The 19,165-nt window shown below is 69.0% G+C and carries 17 protein-coding genes; 10 read left to right on the top strand and 7 right to left on the bottom strand.

What is annotated here, in order from left to right:
• Positions 1 to 8 precede the first annotated feature (8 nt).
• Complete coding sequence (locus C9424_RS12155) at positions 9 to 644, top strand: DedA family protein (RefSeq protein WP_116767089.1); 636 nt, start codon at positions 9 to 11, stop codon at positions 642 to 644.
• A gap of 12 nt (positions 645 to 656) precedes the next feature.
• Here the strand turns inward: C9424_RS12155 and C9424_RS12160 are convergent, their stop codons facing one another.
• From C9424_RS12160 to C9424_RS12170, 3 genes are all read right to left on the bottom strand, one after another.
• Entirely contained in the window at positions 657 to 962 is a 306-nt protein-coding gene (locus tag C9424_RS12160) for a hypothetical protein (RefSeq protein WP_116767090.1), read from the bottom strand.
• A gap of 67 nt (positions 963 to 1,029) precedes the next feature.
• Positions 1,030 to 3,843, bottom strand: a complete 2,814-nt coding sequence (gene ppc, locus C9424_RS12165; RefSeq protein WP_116767091.1) for a phosphoenolpyruvate carboxylase — start codon at positions 3,841 to 3,843, stop codon at positions 1,030 to 1,032.
• Positions 3,844 to 3,984: 141 nt separating this feature from the next.
• Positions 3,985 to 4,665 (bottom strand): NADPH-dependent F420 reductase, encoded by a 681-nt coding sequence (locus C9424_RS12170; RefSeq protein WP_116767092.1) that lies wholly within the window; start codon positions 4,663 to 4,665, stop codon positions 3,985 to 3,987.
• A 165-nt stretch (positions 4,666 to 4,830) separates the two neighbouring features.
• Between C9424_RS12170 and C9424_RS12175 the strand changes: the two genes are divergently transcribed.
• From C9424_RS12175 to C9424_RS12190, 4 genes are all read left to right on the top strand, one after another.
• Positions 4,831 to 5,847, top strand: coding sequence for an aldo/keto reductase (locus C9424_RS12175; RefSeq protein ID WP_116767093.1), 1,017 nt, complete (start codon positions 4,831 to 4,833; stop codon positions 5,845 to 5,847).
• Positions 5,844 to 6,437, top strand: a complete 594-nt coding sequence (locus tag C9424_RS12180) for a TetR family transcriptional regulator (RefSeq protein ID WP_116767094.1) — start codon at positions 5,844 to 5,846, stop codon at positions 6,435 to 6,437. The genes C9424_RS12175 and C9424_RS12180 overlap by 4 nt, the downstream gene beginning before the upstream one ends.
• Positions 6,438 to 6,519: 82 nt before the next feature.
• Positions 6,520 to 7,140, top strand: a complete 621-nt coding sequence (locus C9424_RS12185; protein ID WP_116767095.1) for a TetR/AcrR family transcriptional regulator — start codon at positions 6,520 to 6,522, stop codon at positions 7,138 to 7,140.
• A gap of 126 nt (positions 7,141 to 7,266) precedes the next feature.
• Positions 7,267 to 8,097 (top strand): DUF1684 domain-containing protein, encoded by an 831-nt coding sequence (locus C9424_RS12190; RefSeq protein WP_116767096.1) that lies wholly within the window; start codon positions 7,267 to 7,269, stop codon positions 8,095 to 8,097.
• Positions 8,098 to 8,117: 20 nt separating this feature from the next.
• On the opposite strand, the gene C9424_RS12195 is transcribed toward C9424_RS12190, so the two are convergent.
• Together C9424_RS12195 and C9424_RS12200 are read right to left on the bottom strand one after the other, a co-directional pair.
• A complete protein-coding gene (locus tag C9424_RS12195; protein ID WP_116767097.1) occupies positions 8,118 to 9,353 on the bottom strand; it encodes an acyl-CoA dehydrogenase family protein in 1,236 nt (411 codons plus the stop codon).
• A complete protein-coding gene (locus tag C9424_RS12200) occupies positions 9,350 to 10,174 on the bottom strand; it encodes an SDR family NAD(P)-dependent oxidoreductase (RefSeq protein WP_116767098.1) in 825 nt (274 codons plus the stop codon). The genes C9424_RS12195 and C9424_RS12200 overlap by 4 nt, the downstream gene beginning before the upstream one ends.
• A gap of 265 nt (positions 10,175 to 10,439) precedes the next feature.
• On the opposite strand from C9424_RS12200, the gene C9424_RS12205 reads away from it, so the two are divergent.
• The 5 genes from C9424_RS12205 (at position 10,440) to C9424_RS12225 (ending at position 17,671) form a co-directional block, all read left to right on the top strand.
• Positions 10,440 to 11,627, top strand: coding sequence for a glycoside hydrolase family 76 protein (locus C9424_RS12205; RefSeq protein ID WP_116767099.1), 1,188 nt, complete (start codon positions 10,440 to 10,442; stop codon positions 11,625 to 11,627).
• Between the two features lie 192 nt (positions 11,628 to 11,819).
• Complete coding sequence (locus C9424_RS12210; RefSeq protein ID WP_116767100.1) at positions 11,820 to 12,875, top strand: iron ABC transporter substrate-binding protein; 1,056 nt, start codon at positions 11,820 to 11,822, stop codon at positions 12,873 to 12,875.
• Positions 12,876 to 12,985: 110 nt separating this feature from the next.
• Positions 12,986 to 14,485, top strand: a complete 1,500-nt coding sequence (locus C9424_RS12215; protein WP_116767101.1) for an ABC transporter permease — start codon at positions 12,986 to 12,988, stop codon at positions 14,483 to 14,485.
• A gap of 50 nt (positions 14,486 to 14,535) precedes the next feature.
• Positions 14,536 to 15,672 (top strand): ABC transporter ATP-binding protein, encoded by a 1,137-nt coding sequence (locus tag C9424_RS12220; RefSeq protein WP_202615851.1) that lies wholly within the window; start codon positions 14,536 to 14,538, stop codon positions 15,670 to 15,672.
• A gap of 40 nt (positions 15,673 to 15,712) precedes the next feature.
• Positions 15,713 to 17,671, top strand: coding sequence for a glycogen debranching N-terminal domain-containing protein (locus tag C9424_RS12225; protein WP_116767102.1), 1,959 nt, complete (start codon positions 15,713 to 15,715; stop codon positions 17,669 to 17,671).
• Here C9424_RS12225 and C9424_RS12230 read toward each other — a convergent pair.
• Positions 17,624 to 18,466 (bottom strand): phosphatase PAP2 family protein, encoded by an 843-nt coding sequence (locus C9424_RS12230; protein WP_116767103.1) that lies wholly within the window; start codon positions 18,464 to 18,466, stop codon positions 17,624 to 17,626. The two genes, C9424_RS12225 and C9424_RS12230, sit on opposite strands and share 48 nt — an antisense overlap.
• 98 nt (positions 18,467 to 18,564) lie before the next feature.
• Entirely contained in the window at positions 18,565 to 19,164 is a 600-nt protein-coding gene (locus tag C9424_RS12235) for a YdeI/OmpD-associated family protein (protein WP_116767104.1), read from the bottom strand.
• Between the last annotated feature and the right edge of the window lies 1 nt (position 19,165).

Genomic DNA, 19,165 nt, shown 5'->3' on the forward strand with positions numbered 1-19,165 from the left:
TTGTGCCCATGGACTTCGGAAATGCGGACAGCTGGGGCGCCGCGATCTATTTCTGGATCTTCCCCTTCGTGATCGGCGATGCCATCTTTCCGCCCATCCCCTCAGAAATGCTCGTCATCACCGGCGGCGCGCTCTCCGCGGAGGGCCACGTCAACGGCTTCCTCGTAGTGCTCTTCGCCGCCGTGTCCTCCTGGCTGGGGGATCTGCTGGTGTTCCAACTGTTCAAGCGGCGGCTCAGCCACGTGCTTGACCGCTGGAAATGGGGCCTGCAGTTCCACGCGGCTGTGCACTCGGCGATTGCGAAGGCAGGCCGGTCCTCCACGTATGGCGCGATCATCGGCCTCCGTTTCATCCCCGGCGGACGGCTCGCCACGACGGCTGCGGCAGGCATCGCGAACGTTTCGACGCGCGGGTTCAGCCTCTGCGCGGCCCTCGGCGGCCTGCTCTGGGCCAGCTGGTCCGTGGCGCTGGGCTATTTCACAGGTTCGGCCACCCGGCTCCCCTTCTGGGCGAGCTCCCTGATCGGTGTGGGCGTCGGGCTGCTGATCGGCGCGATCGTGGGCGTGATCGTGACGCGGCGGCGGGGCAGCCGGTCCCCCGTCGCGCCCGCCCCCGGCGACCCGGACGAGGAACTCGACTTCTAGACGCCGAACTTTCTAGACTGGCGCCCAGCGGCCTCGGCTGCGCCGCAGCACCGTCAGCGCACCGGTAAGCGCAACGCGTTCGACGGCGTCGCGCATCATGGCGGCCGATTCGAGCGCCTGGCTGTTCTCGGTGCTGTACGCGGTGGCGTCGACCAGGAAGCGCAGATTCAGCTGCGGCACGCCGCCGGCGAGATCAAGCTGGTGGGATTCGACGTGGTGCCGCGTCCCGAGCGCCTCGACAGCCGCGGCCATGACCGCTTCCGGGTGGTTGCCCGGCTTGAGTCCGGTGATCTTCAGTCTGGTCTGGAACGACGGCATGAAACAACCCTATCCGCCCTCCGATCCTCCCGCAGATCCTGAGGGAGGATCGAAACCGGGGGGCCGGTTAGCCCGTGTTGCGTAGCCCGGCGGCGACGCCGTTGACGGTGATCAGCATGGCGCGCTGGAGTCGCTCGTCGATCTCGGCGCCGGAGATGCTCGCCCCGGCCTCGGCCCGGACGCGGCGCAGGAGTTCCACCTGCAGGTAGCTGATCGGATCGAGGTACTGGTCCCGGATCTCCAGTGAGCGCTTGAGGGTGGGCTGGGCGTCGAGGATCACGTGCTCGCCGGTGAGGTTCTGAATTTCCGCCACGGTCAGCTCATACTCTGCCCGGATGGTGTGGAACAGGTGGTGCAGTTCCTCCGGCACCAGGGTGGAGACGTAGTAGCCGGCAATGTCCATGTCCGTCTTGGCCAGGGTCATCTCAACATTGGAAAGCACGGAGCGGAAGAAGTGCCAGCCCTCGATCATCTCCTTGAGCTGGGCTGAGTTTCCGGCCTCACGCGCGGCTTTGAGGCCGGATCCGACGCCGAACCAGCCCGGGACGATCTGCCGTGACTGCGTCCAGCCGAAGACCCACGGAATGGCCCGCAGGCCCTCAAGGCCGGCGCCGGAATCGGGCCGCTTGGACGGGCGGGATCCGATGTTCAGGGACCCCAGCTGCTCCACCGGGGTGGAGGCCATGAAGTAGGCGGGCAGGTCGGGGTCGTCAATCAGCGTGCGGTAGCGGGCAAACGCGGCGTCGGAGACGGTTTCCATGACGTGGCCGTAGCGCACGCGCTGGTCCTCGGAGGTCCGCGGCGCACGGTGCAGCGCCGAGCCCTGCATCACCGCGGCGAGGGAGAGTTCCAGGTTTTCGCGGGCCAGTTCAGGCAGGGAGTACTTGTCCGAGATGACCTCGCCCTGCTCGGTGAACTTGATCTCCCCTTCGAGCACGCCGTTGGGCTGGGCCATGATGGCGTCGTAGGTCGGCCCGCCGCCGCGGCCCACGGAGCCGCCCCGGCCGTGGAAGAGGCGCACCCGGACGCCGTGCTTCGCCGCCACGTCCCGGAGCTTGCGCTGGGTCTTGTAGATTTCCCACTGGCTCGTCATGACGCCGGATTCCTTGTTGGAGTCCGAATAGCCGAGCATGATTTCCTGCACATCGCCGCGCAGCCGGACCAGCTCGCGGTAGGACGAATCAGAGAGCAGCCGGTCCACGATCTCGGCCGAGGCACGCAGCTCCTCCACGGTCTCCAGCAGCGGGGCGAAGCCGATCTTGGCATAGGGCGCCTCGCCGAAGAGGCTGACCAGGCCGGCCTCGCGGGCCAGCACGGCCGCGGCCAAGACGTCGTCCGCGCCGCGGGTCATGGAGATGATGTAGGTCTCGATCACGTCGGGGCCGTAGGTGCGCAGGGCGCGCCGGATCTCCCGGAAGACGTCGTACGTGCCGTCGGCGACGCCGTCGAGCTTGATCGGGTGGCCCGAGAGCGGGCGCCGGGACGCGAGTTCGGAGCCCAGGACCTCAAGCCGCTCGGCGCGGCTGAGCTCCGCGTACCGGACACCCGGGCCGCCGAGGCGGTCCATCAGCTGCCCGACGGCGTCATGGTGGTGGTCGGCGTGCTCGCGGATGTCGAGGGTGGCCAGGTGCAGGCCGAAGGAGGCGATGGCGCGGCGGACCCGGGACAGGGCGCCGTCGGCGGCAAGCGCGCCGTGGTGGTTCCGCAGCGAGCGTTCCAGCAGGCCGAGTTCGGTGAGGAGCTCCGCGGTGGCGACGTAGTCGCGGCCGGGCTCGTGCGCGGATCCGGCGGCGACCCGACGGCCGGTGTTGATCAGCTTGGCCTTGATGCAGGTCAGCTTCAGCCGGTACGGCTCCTGCGCGTTGAGCTCGAGGACACGGCGGTCCAGGCCGGGCAGGTTCTTGAGGTCGACGTCGATCGAGTCCAGGAGTTCCTGGTCCGCCCCTGCCAGCGCGGTCGAGTTGGACAGGATGGAGATCAGCCCGTCGATCAGGCCGATGCTGATCCGCACGGCGTGCTGGTTCTGGATCTGGAGGATCTCGCGGGTGACCGCGGCGGTGACGTTGGGGTTGCCGTCGCGGTCGCCGCCGATCCAGGAGCCGAAGCGGATCGGCGCCTTCTGCGTCGGCAGCGTGACGCCGTGCTCGGCGAGCAGCTCGGACAGGTCCGAGAGCATTTCCGGCATGGCGTCGCTGAGGATGCCGGTGAGGTAGTAGATGGCATTCCGGGCTTCATCGACGGGGGTCGGCCGGACCTGGCGGAGTTCGTCGGTCTGCCACATCTGGTCGATCACTTCGGACAGGTGGCGGTCCTGGCGGCGACGCGCGGACGTGCCCTCCGCCGTCGATTCGGCAAGGATGTCCGAGAGCCGGCGGATCTTGTCCAGCACCGAGCGGCGGGAGGCCTCGGTGGGGTGCGCTGTGAAGATGGGGCGGACGTCTAGTTCGTTGACGACCTCCTGCAGCACGGAACTGCCGGCCTGGTCCGCGATCTCCTCGACGGCCTTGGCGAGCCAGCCGTCCTTTTCCTGCCGGGTGCGCAGCCCGCGGACCCGGTGGACCTGCTCGGCGGCGTTCGCCAGGTGGAAGTAGAACGCGAAGGCGCGGACCAGGTCGGTGGCCTGCTCGAGCGGCAGGGAGCCGAGCAGTTCGCGGACCTGGGCGACGACGTCGTACGAGCTCCACGGCCCGGTGGCGTCCGCCCCGCCCCGGGCGGCTTCCTTGGATTCCTTGGTCAGCAGGCGCACCTGCTCGACGAGGTCCAGGAGTTCCGGCCCGTGCTGGCGGACCAGGGATTCGCCGAGAAGGGTGGAAACGCGGCGGACGTCGGCCCGGAGTTCGGCCGCAAGATCGGTGTCGGAATGCATTGCAGTGTCAGCCATGGAAACTATCTTTCGAGGGTTCGACGTGGCTCGTACACTGCGCTGGATACTGTGAGCCGGATTACTTCTTCCCATGGGATGTTACCCGGAGGCACTCCCGTCCGGAATTCCGTCTCAGATAGTGTCAGTCCCCTCCGGGACCTACCGCGCGATCTTGAAGTTGAACTCGCCCGTGCCCAGCGCGCCCCAGATCCGCAGCCAGATCGGCAGGATCATTTCCGCCCCGCGGGCACTGGTGATGTCGCCGAGGTCGATCACGTCGCGGTGGCCGAAACTCTTGAGGATCCCGGTCACTGCGGCTTTGGCGTCGGCGTCGTTGCCGGAGACGAACACCGAGTGCTCGCCGCCGGCCACCCGCGCGGGATCCACCATCACCGAAGCCGTCATGGTGTTGAGGGTTTTCACCACGTGCGCCCCAGGGAAGGACCGCTGGATCTGCTCGCCCAGGCTGTCCGTGTTGACCGGGTTCAACGACGGCGGCATGCCCTGCGAGAAGTCCAGCGGGTTGGCGATGTCCATGATGACCTTGCCGGCGAGGTTCCCCGAGCCTGCAGCGGTCAGGGCAGCCAAAGAGCCGCCGCCGTTCGTGGCGTTGACGATCAGCTCCGCCCCGGCCGCGGCATCGGCAAACGCGGCGACGCCGACTCCGGAGTTCCCGGCGTGCCATTGGGCGAACGGCGGCGTGCCCATCATGTCCGGCTCCGTCCGGGCAAGTGTCGCCTGCGGGTCGCGGGTGCCGATCACGACGTCGTGCCCCAGGCCCGCCAGCGCGCCGGCAATCGTGCGCCCCACCATGCCGGTTCCCAGTACTGCAATCTTCATGGCATCCTCATTCTGAATCAGTGGAGTAGACAGGTTCGTCTACGTGTGGGCAAGACGCTATCAGACAGACCTGTCTACAGCAATAAGGAAAAGCGCCGGCGGGAACCGAAAGCGATGGACTGACAGATATTGAAATCCGTCAGTCCATCGTTGTAGCCTAGTTCCATGACAACTTCTCCGCTCGGTCCCACCCGCACCCTGGGCTCCAGGGGCCCCGCCACGGCTCCCATCGGCCTCGGACTGATGGGCATGTCCGATCTTTATGGACCGGCCGACGACGCCGAGAGCGTGGCCACGATCCATGCCGCCCTCGACGCCGGCGTGACGCTGCTGGACACCGGGGACTTCTACGGCATGGGACACAACGAAATGCTGCTGCGTGATGCGCTCCGCGGCCGCCGGCGCGAGGACGCCCTGATCAGCGTGAAATTCGGCGCGCTGCGAGACGCCCGGGGCGGATGGAACGGCGTGGACACCCGCCCCGCCGCGATCAAGAACTTCCTGGCCTACAGCCTGCGGCGATTGGGTACAGACTACGTTGACATTTACCGGCCCACCCGCCTCGATCCGACCGTCCCGGTGGAAGAGACCATGGGGGCCCTGGCCGGGCTCGTGAAGCAGGGCCTCATCCGCCACATCGGCCTGTCCGAAGTGGGCGCCGAAACCCTGCGCCGCGCCAACGCCGTCCACCCGGTCTCCGATCTCCAGATCGAATACTCCCTGATTTCCCGCGGCATCGAGCAGGACATCCTGCCGACGGCCCGCGAACTCGGTATCGGCATCACCGCCTACGGCGTACTGTCCCGCGGCTTGGTATCGGGTCACTGGCCCGCGGCCGGCACCGGAAACCGGCGCGATTTCCGGGCCCACCTCCCCCGATTCTCCGGCGAGAACCTGCAGCGAAATCTCGAACTCGTCGAACGGCTGCGCGGCATCGCGGACCGCAAGGGCGCGACCGTCGCCCAGCTCGCCATCGCCTGGGTCCTGTCCCGCGGCGAGGACATCGTCCCCCTCGTCGGCGCCCGCCGTCGCGATCGGCTCACCGAATCGCTGGGAGCGGCCGACCTGGTCCTCTCCGGCGAAGACCTGGCAGCGATCGAGGCCGCCGTCCCGGCCGGCGCCGCCGCGGGCACCCGCTACGACGCCGGCCAGATGGCCTGGCTAGACAGCGAACGCCGGTGACGCCTGCCGTCGCCGTCCTGACGGAGGAACGCATCCTCGACGCCGCCGAAGATGTGCTGCGGCGCTTCGGGCCGGCCAAGGCCACAGTGGTGGACGTTGCGAAGGCCCTCGGCGTCAGCCACGGCAGCGTGTACCGGCACTTCCCCACGAAGGTGGCGCTCCGGGACGCGGTGGCCCGGCGCTGGCTGGACCGTCTCGTGGAGCCGCTGGATCCTGCCCGGGATACGAACGGCCCGGCCGCGGAACGCCTGCTCCGCTGGCTGGAACGCCTCGCTGCCATCAAACAGGGCTTGGCACTGAATGATCCCGAGCTGTTTGCCACCTTCAGCCAGTTGACCACCGAGGCGCGGGAAGTCGTGGCGGCCCACGTCGACCATCTGGCCGCCATGATCACCGCGATCATTGCCGACGGCGTCAGCAGCGGCGAGTTTGTGGTGAAGGATCCGGTCACGGCCGGCCGTGCCGTCCTGCACGCGACCGCACGGTTCCACCACCCGCTGCACGCGGCGGAATGGGCGGACCCGGCCATCGGCTCCGAGCTGCGGGAGGTCTGGCGGCTGCTCGTGCAGGGCCTGGCCACACGCCCATAGGCTGGCGACAACACCGGGCAGGCTGGACGCTACATCAAGGACGAGCCGGGCATAGACAGACTTGTCTGTGTACGATTGTGACATGACGTCGCCAGCAGCCACCGCCCCGCCGGCTGCCCGGACCCCCGCCGGGCAGGCCCGGGAGAAGATCCTGGCCACGGCCTTCCGCCTCTTTTATGCGCAGGGACTCCGGGCCGCCGGCATCGATACGATCATCGCCGAGTCCGGCGTCGCGAAAGCCACGTTCTACAAGTACTTTCCGGCCAAGGACGACCTCATCCTGGCGTATCTGGAGAGGGTCGACGGCGTCTGGACCGGGCAGCTTCACGCCGCAGCCGAAGCCGCCGGGGAAGACCCCGCCGCGCAGCTCGTGGGCCTGTTCGATGCCCTGACCACGGCCTGCCGGCGCGACGGCTACCGCGGCTGCGCCTTCATCAATGCGGCCGCCGAGTCGGCCTCCGGCACCAGGGTCCACGACCGGACCGTGGCCCACAAACAGCAGATCCGCGCCTGGATCAGGGATCTGGCCGTGCGCGCCGGCGCGCACGACCCGGACCAGCTGGCCCGCGGCCTGACCCTGCTGCTCGACGGCGGGCTGGCCAGCGGGGTGCTCGACGGCGACCCTGATGCGGCCGCCGCGGCCGGCGCCGCGGCGGCCCAGCTCGTGGCAGCCAGCCTCGAAACTCCACCCACCCCCAACTGACTCGCAGCAGGGGCCGTTTTGAGGCGTCAAAGCGACCCCTGCTGCGAGCTAGTTGGGCCGATACCTCTGGAGGTGCCCATGATCACTCCTGAACCAGGGAATCGTTCGAAGCCCACACCTGATTCCATGCCCGCAACTGATCCAGCGAAGGATCCCCAGCTCGCCCGCTGGCAGCGCTTCCGGAACAGCCGCAACGCGGCCCTCGCGAGTGAGCACGGCTGGCTGACGCTGACGTCCTTTCAGTGGCTGGAGGACCGTCCGTCCGCCGTCGAGCTCGCCCCGGGGCTCTGGTCCACGGACGGCACGGCGGCCCGCCTCACGGCCGCCGCGCCCGAGGGCCTGACCCTCGTGGAGACCGGCGAACCCGTGGACGGGACCGTCAGTGCCGAACTCGCCGACGAGGAATCGTTGATGTGGGTGCAGTACGGCGGCGACGACGGCCGCCAGGTGGTGGTGGAACTCGCCATGCGGGCCGGCAAGTACGCCATCCGCACGAGAGACTCCCAGTCACCGGTGTTCACCGGGTTCGACGGCGTGCCCACCTTCGACTTCCGTCCGGACCTGGTGATCGAGGCCCGGTTCGTGCCCTATCCGGAGCCCGTGGACGTGCCGATCGGCACCGCCAACCCACTGGTGGACGGGATCCACCGCTCGGTGGGCGAGCTCGTCTTCCGCCTTCCGGGCTCGGAGCACGAGTTCCGCCTGCAGGCGGAGGAGGAGAAGCTCGGCGCGTTGACGGTCACCTTCCACGATGAGACGAATGGGGAAAGCACGGATGAGTGGCGGAAGGTGTCCACCGCAAAACCCCGGCCAGATGGAACCGTGGTCCTGGACTTCAACCGGGCCATCAACTACCCCAGCGCCTTCACCCCGTACGGCACCTGCCCCATGCCGGTGAAGAACAACAGCCTGGACTACCGCATCACGGCCGGCGAGAAGGAGCCCGGCCTCTTCTAAACGGTCGTCTAAGCGATTTGCTAGACGATCGCGGACACCCCGGTGACGGCCCGCCCCGTAATCAGGGTGTTGATCTCGAATGAGCCCTCGTAGGTGTAGATCGCCTCGGCGTCGGAGAAGATCTTTGCCATCCGGTAGTCGGTGACGATCCCGTTGCCGCCCAGCAGGGACCGGCCCATCGCCACGGTCTCGCGCATCCGGGCGCTGACGTAGGACTTCGCGAGCGCCACCTGCGGCATGTCCGCGGCACCCTGGTCCTGCAGCTGCGCGATCCGGACCATCATGCCCATGCTGGCCACGGCATTGCCGAGCATGGTCACCAGCTGCTGCTGGACCAGCTGGAACTTCGCAAGCGGCCGGCCGAACTGCTGGCGTTCGACGGCGTACTGCCGGGCGACGTCGAACGCCGCAAGCTGCTGCCCTACCGCCTGCCAGGCCACCATGATCCGGGAACCGCGCAGGAGCTCGTTGGTGTCCTCGAAGCTGCTGATGCCGGCGAAGCGGTCCGCCTCGGCCACGCGGACGTCGGTGAAGACGATATCCGCGTTCTGCACGGTGCGCAGGGCGATCTTGTTCTCGATCCGGCTCCGGCTCACGCCGGGCAAGGTGGCGTCGACGATGAAGCCCCGGATGCCGCCGTCGGCCTCGTCCCGGGCCCAGACCAGCATGTAGTCGCAGAACGTCCCGTTGCCGATCCAGCGCTTGGCGCCGTTGAGCACCCAGACGTCGCCGCCGCCGGCCTCGACGCCGGGAATCCGCCGGGCCCGGGTCTCCATGCCGCCAGCGACGTCCGAACCGTGGTCCGGTTCGGTGAGCGCAAAGGCACCCGTCGTGCGCAGGCTTGCCGCGTCGTCGAGCAGGCGCGCCTTCTGTTCGTCCGAGCCGAAGCCGTAGAGCGACTCCACGAAGAGGTCATGGTGGACCAGGAAGAAGGTCGCGAGCGAGGTGTCCACGCGGGTCATCTCGGCGATGACGATCCCGGCGAAAAGGTTGCTGTAGCCGCGCTGGGCGGGGGCACTGAGCTCCAGGGCCGCCAGCTTGGGCAGGATATGGGCCGGGAACTCGGCCCTGTTCCACCAGTCCGTGGCGAACGGGGCGACCTCGGCCGCCAGGAACTCCCGCAGCTCCGCGAGCTTGGCCTGCTCCGCGGCGCTGAGCAGGGATTCGTAGTCGAAGAAGTCCGCCGCGGGCAGCCCCGCCACAGATGCCACTGCCGCAACCGGTGCTGCCCCGGCGGCCGGCCCGGTCCGGGTCATTTCGGGCCCATGCGGATGGCGCCGTCGAGGCGGATGGTCTCACCGTTGAGCATGGCGTTGTCCACAATGTGCGCTGCGAGGTTGGCGTATTCGGCTGGACGGCCCAGCCGCGAGGGGTGCGGCACCTGCCGGCCCAGGGAGTCCTGCGCCTCCTGCGGCAGTCCGGCCATCATGGGGGTCTCGAAGATCCCCGGCGCGATGGTGACCACCCGGATGAGCGAGCGCGCGAGTTCGCGGGCGATCGGCAGCGTCATGGCGGCCACGGCGCCCTTGGAGGCGGCGTAGGCGGGCTGGCCGATCTGGCCGTCGAACGCGGCGACGGAGGCGGTGTTGATGATGACGCCGCGTTCGGGACCGCCCAGTTCCGTGCTGACAGGCTCGGTGGCGGCCATCGCGGCCGCGGCCAGGCGGATCACGTTGAAGGTGCCCACGAGGTTGATCTGGATGACGCGGTTGAAGGTCTCCAGGGGCAGCACGCCCTCGCGGCCCAGGACCTTGCCCGGGGTGGCGATTCCCGCGCAGTTCACCGCGATGCGCAGCGGGCCCAGGGCGACGGCGGCGTCGACGGCGGCCTGCACCTGCGTTTCGTCGGTGACATCGGCGGGGACAAAGACGGCCGTGCGGCCGCGTGCCTCAGCGCCGCCAGTGGACGTGCCACGGTGAGCGGACTCGGTGAGTTCGGCGGCAAACGCGGCCCCGGCGGAGCCCGGCAGATCCACGAGCACCACCGATGCGCCGGCGTCAAACAGGCGCCGGGCCGTGGCAGCTCCGAGACCGGAGGCCCCGCCCGTAATCAGCGCGACAGTACCCTTGATGTCCATGCATCCTCCTTGATGTGGAACCGAACCCCGGCCGCGAAGCCTCGACGCGGGCGCCGCCTGCAGCAGCGGCCCGCCGGGAACATTAGTTAGTGAATGTTAACTGGAATGCCGGGATTCCGCACCTTTGCCCGCGCCCTACGGAACGATTCCACCGCACGATTCCACCGCACGCCTGCCGGCACGATTGCACTGCGACCTTGACTGCACCCCTGGAGGCCGCCGTCACGAACGGTGTCCGGGCAGGTCCCGCGACTAGGCTTGAACCATGACCCGAGCCGACGCCGCCCCCAACTGGTCCTTCCGCGCGGACGAGGCCGCCCGCTCGGTGACCAGGCTCTTCGGACAGCGGCTCTTTTTCCTGCCGGGGACCCACATCGGAGCAATCCTCCGGCCCTCCGGCCGGCTCAAGAACCTGTCCCGGCCCTGGCACTACTGGTGGCAGGCGCACTACCTGGACTGCCTCGTGGACGCCGGCCGCCGGGAGCTGGGCTCGCCCGGGCATCGGGGCGCCAATTTCGACGGCGAGAACCGGCCCAGCGCCGGCAGGCTCGCCTCCCGGCTCGTCACCGGGATTCGGCTCCGCAATTTCCTCACGGTGGTCAATGACTACTACGACGACATGGCCTGGCTGGCCCTCGCCACGCTCCGGCTGGACAGGCTCGCCGAGGACTCCCGGAAACGCACCGGCCGGGAGCGCAACGCCAAGGTCCTGCAGAGTCTGACGCTCCAGTTCGACGCCGCTTCCACGGACGATCTGGGCGGCGGCACCTTCTGGAGCAAGAAACGGGACTTCAAGAACACGCCCGCCACCGCACCGGTGGCCCTCTACTACGCGCGGACGGGCAGCCGGGCCAAGGCCCAGGCGCTGCTGGACTGGCTCGACGCCCGGCTCTACGCGCCTGAACAGGGCCTGTACCGGGACGGCTTGCGGATTTCCGGCACGGGCGAAGCGGTGCTGGAGGAGACCATCTACACCTACAACCAGGGGCCTGTCCTCGGCGCCCTGCTGGAACTCGGGGGCGCGGCGAACCTCGAGCGGGCGGCCGCGCTGGTGGAGGCCGTGGCGCGCAGCCTCACGCAGCCGGCGCCGCTGCTGGGCCGCAGCGCGGCGGTGTTGCGCTGCGAGGGAACGGGCGACGGCGGACTCTTCACCGGGATCCTGGTCCGATACCTGGCCCTTGCAGCCCTAAATGAGGGCCTTCCGGCCGAAACCCGGGCCACGGCGTCAACCCTCGTAAATGACACCGCCCAGGCCCTCTGGGAGGGCCGGCGGATTCTCCCGGCCCACGACCGCCTCGCCCGCGGGGGCAGCCATCTGGTCTTTTCCAGCCGCACCGAACTGCCGGCGCGCCGCAGCTATCCGGAGGGCGCCGCCGTCGAGCTCTCCACCCAACTGCAGGCCTGGATGATTCTGGAGGCAGCCGCATCGATTGCCCCGGCACACGCCCCGTAGGCCGCCCCGACGTCGGCCATAATTACGTCACGCAATAGTTTCGTAATTCATGTGATCCTGATCACTTAACGTGCTCTCAGGTTGGTTGCTTAGGTTTGGCTAACCTACAGTCTTTCTTAGTGAGCATGCCCTAACTTCCCCGCTCACGGGGGTCAGGGCACCTACGACGACTTCCTTGCAGAAAGTAGCCCCATGAAGATCCGCACCAACGCACTGGCGGGCATCGCCCTGGCCGCCACTGCCGCCCTGGGCCTGGCCGCCTGCGGCTCCGGTTCATCCTCCCCGGCCGGCAGCAGCGCAGCCGCCGGCGGCACCCCGTCGGGTGAGATCACGGTCTATAACGCCCAGCACGAGTCCCTGACCAAGGAGTGGGTGGACGCCTTCACCGCGGAAACCGGCATCAAGGTCACCCTGCGCCAGGGCGACGACACCGAGATGTCCAACCAGATCGTCCAGGAAGGCCAGGCGTCGCCGGCGGATGTCTTCCTTACTGAGAACTCGCCCGCCATGGCCCAGGTGGAAAACGCCGGCCTCTTCGCGGACGTGGACAAAGCCACCGTGGATCAGGTCCCCGCCGAATTCCGCCCCTCCACCAACAAGTGGACCGGCATCGCGGCACGCTCCACGGTGCTGGTCTACGACAAGAACAAGATCAGCCCGGACAAGCTGCCCAAGTCGATGCTGGACCTGGCCAACCCCGAGTGGAAGGGCCACTGGGCCGCCTCGCCGTCGGGCGCCGACTTCCAGGCAATCGTTTCGGCCCTGCTGGAACTCAAGGGCGAAGCCGCGACCCAGGAATGGCTCAAGGGCATGAAGGAAAACTCCAAGGCCTACAAGGGCAACAGCACGGCCATGAAGGCCGTCAACGCCGGCGAGGTGGACGCCGCCCTGATCTACCACTACTACTACTACGGCGACCAGGCCAAGACCGGCGAGAACTCCAATAACGTCACGCCGTACTACTTCAAGAACCAGGACCCCGGCGCCTTCGTCTCCGTCTCCGGCGGCGGCGTACTGAAGTCCTCGAAGAACGCAGCGGCCGCCCAGGCCTTCCTAAAGTTCATCACCGGCAAGAAGGGCCAGGAAGTGCTCCAGAAGGGCACCTCCTTCGAATACGCCGTCGCCTCAGGCGTCCCGTCCAACGAAAAGCTCGTACCGCTCAAGGATCTGCAGGCACCCACCGTGGATCCGGCCAAGCTCAATTCCGCCAAGGTCACCGAACTGATGACCCAGGCAGGGCTGCTGTAACGGCAGTGACTAACAAGCTGGCGGTCCCAAGTCCATCCGGTGATTTGACGACTGACACGACGACGGCGGGCAGGGGCAAGCGCCCCCGCCCGCCTTTCGGCGTCTCTGTTGTGTCCATTGTGGCGGTGCTGATCGCCTTGTTCTCCCTCGTGCCGTTGGCCTACGTGATCGTCATGACGGCCGCCACCGGGTGGGACACCGCAGTCTCCCTGATCTTCCGCCCTCGGGTGGGCGAACTGCTGCTGAACACCGTGCTCCTGACCGTGGTGACGGTGCCCCTGTGCCTGATTCTGGGCGTGGGCGGCGCCTGGCTCGTGGAACGCACCAGCCTGGTGGGCCGGAAGTGGTGGGCTGTGCTGCTCGCGGCCCCGCTGGCCATCCCCGCCTTCGTCAACAGCTATGCCTGGGTTTCCGCGGTCCCCTCCCTCGGCGGGCTGTGGTCCGGGGTCCTGATCGCCACCCTGTCCTATTTCCCCCTCGTCTACATCCCGGCCGCCGCGACCCTCAGCCGCCTGGACCCGGCCATCGAACAGTCCGCCGCGTCCCTCGGCCTCGGCGCCTGGCGCGCCTTCTTCCGCGTGGTGCTGCCGCAGCTGCGCATCGCCATGACCGGCGGAGGGCTGCTGGTCGCGCTGCACCTGCTGGCCGAATACGGGGCCTTCGCGATGATCCGCTTTGACACCTTCACCACCGCGATCATGGTGCAGTACCAGTCCACCTTCAACGGCACCGCCGGGAACATGCTCGCCAGCGTCCTGGTCTTCCTGTGCCTGATCCTGCTGCTCGTGGAGGTCCGCAGCCGCGGCAGCGCCCGGTACGCCAGGATCGGCTCGGGTGCCCAGGCGCGCGCCTTGCGGCTGCCCCTGCACGCGTATCAGGTCCCCGCCCAGCTGTCCCTGATCGCCCTCACTGCGCTGGCGTTCGGCCTGCCGCTGACGTTCGTGCTGCGCTGGGTCATCGCCGGCGGGCCGGATGTCTGGGCCGCGGAGGAGTTCATGCCGGCCCTGCTGCAGACCCTCGCCTACGGCATCGCCGCGGCCGTGGTCACCACCTTGGTCGCGTTCCCCATGGCCTACCTTGCCGTGCGGCGTCCGGGGTGGTTCAGCAAGTCCCTGGAGCTCTCCAACTACATCACCAGCTCCATGCCGGGGATTGTGGTGGGCCTGGCGTTCGTGACCGTAAGCATCCGGATGCTCCCCAACATGTACCAGACCTCGGGACTCCTGATCGCGGCCTATGTGCTGCTGTTCCTGCCCCGGGCCCTGGTGAACCTCCGCTCCGGGCTGGCCCAGGCGCCGAAGGAACTCGACGAGGCCGCGCAGGCGCTCGGCAAGCCGCCCCTGCTGGCGTTCCTCCGTGTGACGCTGCGCCTCACGGCCCCCGCCGCGGCCGGCGGCGCGGCACTGGTGTTCCTAGGGATCGTCAACGAGCTCACGGCCACCCTCCTGCTCTCCCCCAACGGGACCCGCACGCTCGCCACCGAGTTCTGGAGCAAGAGCAGCGAGATTGACTACGCCGGCGCCGCTCCGTATGCGCTCCTGATGATCCTGATCTCGGCGCCCATGACCTATCTCCTTTTCCAGCAGTCCAAGAAAGTGGCCGGACAGTGACCGATTTTTACCCTCCGCACGAGGCACCCTCCCGTCTCCCCGAGCCGCGGATCGCGGCGTCCGTGGCGCCCAGCACCAACAGCCACCTGGAAATCGACGCGGTCACCAAGAACTTCGGGCCCCAGGCGGTACTCAAAGGCGTCAACCTCTCCGTCGCCAAGGGCGGAACGACGGCGATCGTGGGACCGTCCGGTTCCGGCAAGACCACCCTCCTGCGGCTGATCGCCGGCTTCGAACACCCCGATACCGGCACCATCTCGCTCAACGGCAGCAAGGTGGCGGGAGAGGACGCCTGGGTCCCGGCCCACAAGCGCCACGTCGGCTACGTGGCCCAGGACGGCGCCCTGTTCCCGCACTTGACCGTGGGCCAGAACATCTCCTTTGGCCTGGACAGCGGCAAACTCCCCGGCGGACGCAGCGGCGTCAAGGCGCGGGTGAGCGAACTATTGGAAATGGTCTCGCTGGACCCGTCCATGGCCAAGCGCCGCCCACACCAGCTCTCCGGCGGCCAGCAGCAGCGCGTCGCGCTGGCCCGGGCGCTCGCCCGCGAGCCCGAGCTCATGCTCCTGGACGAGCCGTTTTCCGCTCTGGACGCCGGCCTGCGGGTGGCGACCCGCCGCGCGGTGGGCCAGGTCCTGAAGGACGCCGGGGTCACCACGATCCTCGTCACGCACGACCAGGCCGAGGCGTTGTCCTTCGCCGACCAGGTGGCCGTGATGCGCGGCGGCAAGCTGGCCCAGATCGGCAACCCGTTCGTCGTCTACACACGCCCGGCAGACCGCGCCACCGCGGAGTTCCTCGGTGACGCCGTCATCCTGGATGCCTGGATGGAAGGTTCCCTGGCCACGTGTTCGCTCGGCGGGATCCCCGTGCGACGCCCGCCGGCGCAGGGCCGGGTCCAGCTGATGCTGCGGCCGGAGCAGATCCGCATTTCCGAGGACGGCCCCATCCGCGGCACCGTGGTGGACACCGACTACTTCGGCCCCGAGACCACCGTCCGGCTCCAGCTCCCCGTCCCGCCGGTCCTTGCCGCCGGCGCCGTCCCGGACCACCGCTACCCCGGCGGCGGGGAAATCATCACCATCCGGCACTGGAACGCCTCCATCGCCCGCCCCGGCACCGAGCTGAGGCTGCGCGTGGTGGGCGAGGCCGTGGCGTTCCCGATGGACGACGCGCCGGTCCAATAGGACATTGAGCCCTCCGTGGGCCCCGGCATAGGGTGGGCGAATGACTGTTCAGCCAGGCCTGCACCGCCAGCACTGCTCCGTTGCCGCCCCGACGCAGCTGTGGCTCGATCCCGACGGCCGCCTGGCCGGCGAGTCCAACCCGCCAGGCGCCAGGCAGTCCGGGCAGTCAGCCGGGCAGTCCGGCGATCCGGCCGGCGGGTCCACCGATCCAGCCGGGTTCACCGGGCTCCTTCACGGCGACACCCGGATGCTCTGCCGCGCCCTCGTACGTGTCAACGGCCTGGAGCCAGAACCGGCCACCGTCGAGACCCAGCCCGGCGGCGTCCTGCGCGTGCGGGGACTCGTCCGGGGCATCCCGGGGCCCACAGAAGATCCCGCCGTCGAGCTTGTCCAGATCTGGACCGTGACGCCCGGAGTGGTGCGGCATGCCCTGCAGCTGCGCACGTCACTGGATTCCCTCGACGTCGAGATCGACGTTGAGCTGGCCGCCGACTTCACCGACATGGCCCAGATCCGGCTCAGCCGCTTCCGCGACGCGTCCGCGCCGGTCTCGGCCGACCAGTCGGCGTTACGCTGGCGGGAGGGCGGGAAGAGCCTCGCGGTGGCGGCGCCCGGTGCTGTGACCCCGGAGGGCCGGCTGGCCTGGCGCGGGAGCCTGGGCCGGGGCCGGCCGTTCGAGGCCGAATGGCACGCCGTCCTGACCGACGATGACGACGCCGTGGTGGCGGCGCGGCCGCCCGCCCCGCGGCCGCCGCGGACCGGACCGGCCGGGGCCCTGGGCCTGCTCCTGGACAACTCCCTGGATGAAGTGGCCGGGCTCCGGCTGGCCACCCGCCAGCTTCCGCACGCTCCTTTCATCGCCGCCGGGGCGCCCTGGTACTTCACACTGTTCGGGCGCGACTCGCTGTGGGCGGCGCGGCTGCTGCTGCCACTGGACACCGGGATGGAGACCGGGCTTGCCGCGGGCACGCTGCGGGCCCTGGCGGCCTTCCAGGGCACCCGGACTGACCCTGCGGCTGCCGAGGAACCCGGCAAGATCCTGCACGAGCTGCGCTCCAAGGAACTCGTGCTCGAGAGCCAGGGCCTGCGCCTGCCTCCGGTGTACTACGGCGCCGTGGATTCCACCCCGCTGTGGCTTTGCCTGCTCGGTGAACTCTGGCGCGCCGGGCCGGACGACGCCGTTATCCGGTCGCTGCTGCCGAATGCGGCACGCGCCGCGGACTGGCTGCTCGCCGCCGGCGCGGGAGCGGGCAACAACGCCGGGTTCCTTAGCTACCGGGACGCGACCGGGCACGGCCTGAGCAATCAGGGCTGGAAGGATTCCCGGGATGCCATGCAGTTCCGCGACGGCCGGCAGGCGGAGGGGCCGATCGCCCTTTCCGAGGTGCAGGGCTACGCGTACCAGGCGGCCCTGCAGACGGCCGAGCTGTTCGACGCCTACGGGGAACCCGGCGGCCCGGCGCTGCGGGACTTTGCTGCCGCCCTCCGGCTCAGGTTCCGGGAGCGCTTCTGGGTTGACGACGACGCCGGGCCCTTTCCGGCCATGGCCCTGGACGGGCACGGGGTTCCCTTGGACATCCCGGGCTCGAATATGGGACACCTGCTGGGCACGGGCATCCTGGATGCGGCCGAAGCCCGGATCGTGGCTGACCGGCTGGTGAGCCCGGAGCTGTTCTCCGGCTACGGCGTGCACACGATCTCCCGGCGTGCCGCGGGGTTCTGGCCCTTCAGCTACCACTGCGGATCCGTGTGGAGCCACGACACCGCCATCGCAATCCGCGGCCTCCTGGCCGACGGGTTCATCCCCGAGGCACGGACCCTGGCCGATGGCCTGCTCGGCGCGGCAGCCTCGTTCGGGCACCGGCTGCCGGAGGTGTTCGCCGGGGTGCGGGCCGAGGACTCGGGGGTCGCGGTGCCGTACCCGGCGTCGTGCCACCCGCAGGCGTGGTCCTCAGCCTCGGCGGTGGTGATCGCCCAGGCGATGGGCGTCGGGCTCTAACGGGCCGTCTTCTGACGGGTACTCCTGCGCCGCGTACGCCGGAGCCGGCATTGCCGCCTGCGCGGCGGGGACGGCCGGCGCCGGCAGCCGGGCGGCCCTGGCGGTGCGCAGCCCGTCGGCCAGGATGACGGTCCCGGTGACGGCGAGCGCCAGGCCGATGGAGGCGAGCACGTCCGTCAGCCAGTGATAGCCCAGGTATAGCCGGCTGAAGGCGACCACCAGCGTCCCGGCGGCCGCGGCCGCGAAGCCGAGCGCCGACGTCGTTCGTTTGCTCGTCCGCGTGCCGCGGGCCGTCACCAGCAGGTAGCTCAGAACGCACAGGAAGACGCCTGCGCCGAACGTATGGCCCGAGGGGAATGACAGGGCGTCGTCCGGGCCCAGCATGAAATCGCTGGCGGCTGGCCGGGGGCGGGCGACGTCGTGCTTGATCAGAGTGGACACTGCAAGGGCTGCCGCCATGGCACCGACCAGCAGGGCCGGACGCCAGATTTCCCGTTTCCACGCCGCCCATGCCAGGGCCAGCATGCAGCCGATCACGGTCATCCACAGTGGCGACGTCACCGTGGTCACGGCCGTCAGGATGGAGGTGGCCAGCGGGTTCCGGGACGCCACGAGCCCGTCGTGCACGGGCCCGTCCAAGGCAGCGGCACCGCTGTTCGACTGCACCGCGGCAAGCATGGTCCAGAAGATCGTCTCCCCCGCGACCAGCAAGCCCGCGGCCACGAAGAAGAGCCGCCGCTGGGACGGCAGCGGCGGGCGGGCGGAGGGTCGCGGAGCACGCTGGGCAGGGAGCATCGCCCCATCCTGCCAGCGGCAACTACCCGTAACCCGAACGGTTTCTGGGAGTTCTCTGGGATCCGCGGCGGGGGCTGCCGGGGCCACAGGGGCAGGTGTTACTCTTCCCGGGGCCGCTTGGTCTGCGGGTACGGCGTTTCGAACCGGGCGAGCATCTCAACGAACCCGGCGATCTTCCTCTCTCGCGTAGCGGCCTGCTTAACCCCGTTCGTGCGATAGATCAGGGCATACCGGTTCACCGAGGTCAGGACCTCGAACATTGCCTGCGCCCGGGGCTCCGCCGCGATGGCCGCGGCGAGGTCTTCCGGGACCTCTGCCGTGGCCGCGCCCGAATAGGCGGCCTCCCAGCGCCCGTCCTCCTTGGCGCTGAGGACGGCGGCCTGTCCGGCCGGAGCCATCCGCCCCGCCGACTCGAGACGTTCAACCCGCTCCACGTTCCGCGCGGACCACACGCTCTTGGGTCCGCGCCGTGTCATCCGCTGGCAGGAGCTCTCCTCGTCCCGCCGTCGGCCCTGCCCGTCGATCCAGCCAAAACACAGCGCCTCCTGCAGCGCGGCCTCGTAATCCAGCTCGGTCACCGAGCCGCCTTTCTTGTGCAGCACCAGCCATACGCCGGGGCTCTGCGCGTGATGCCGCTCCAGCCAGGCACGCCACGCGGCGGCATCCTTGACCAGCAATTCCTCCAGTTCAACAGCCATG

The organism is Arthrobacter sp. H-02-3, assembly GCF_003097355.1.
GTDB lineage: Bacteria > Actinomycetota > Actinomycetes > Actinomycetales > Micrococcaceae > Arthrobacter > Arthrobacter humicola.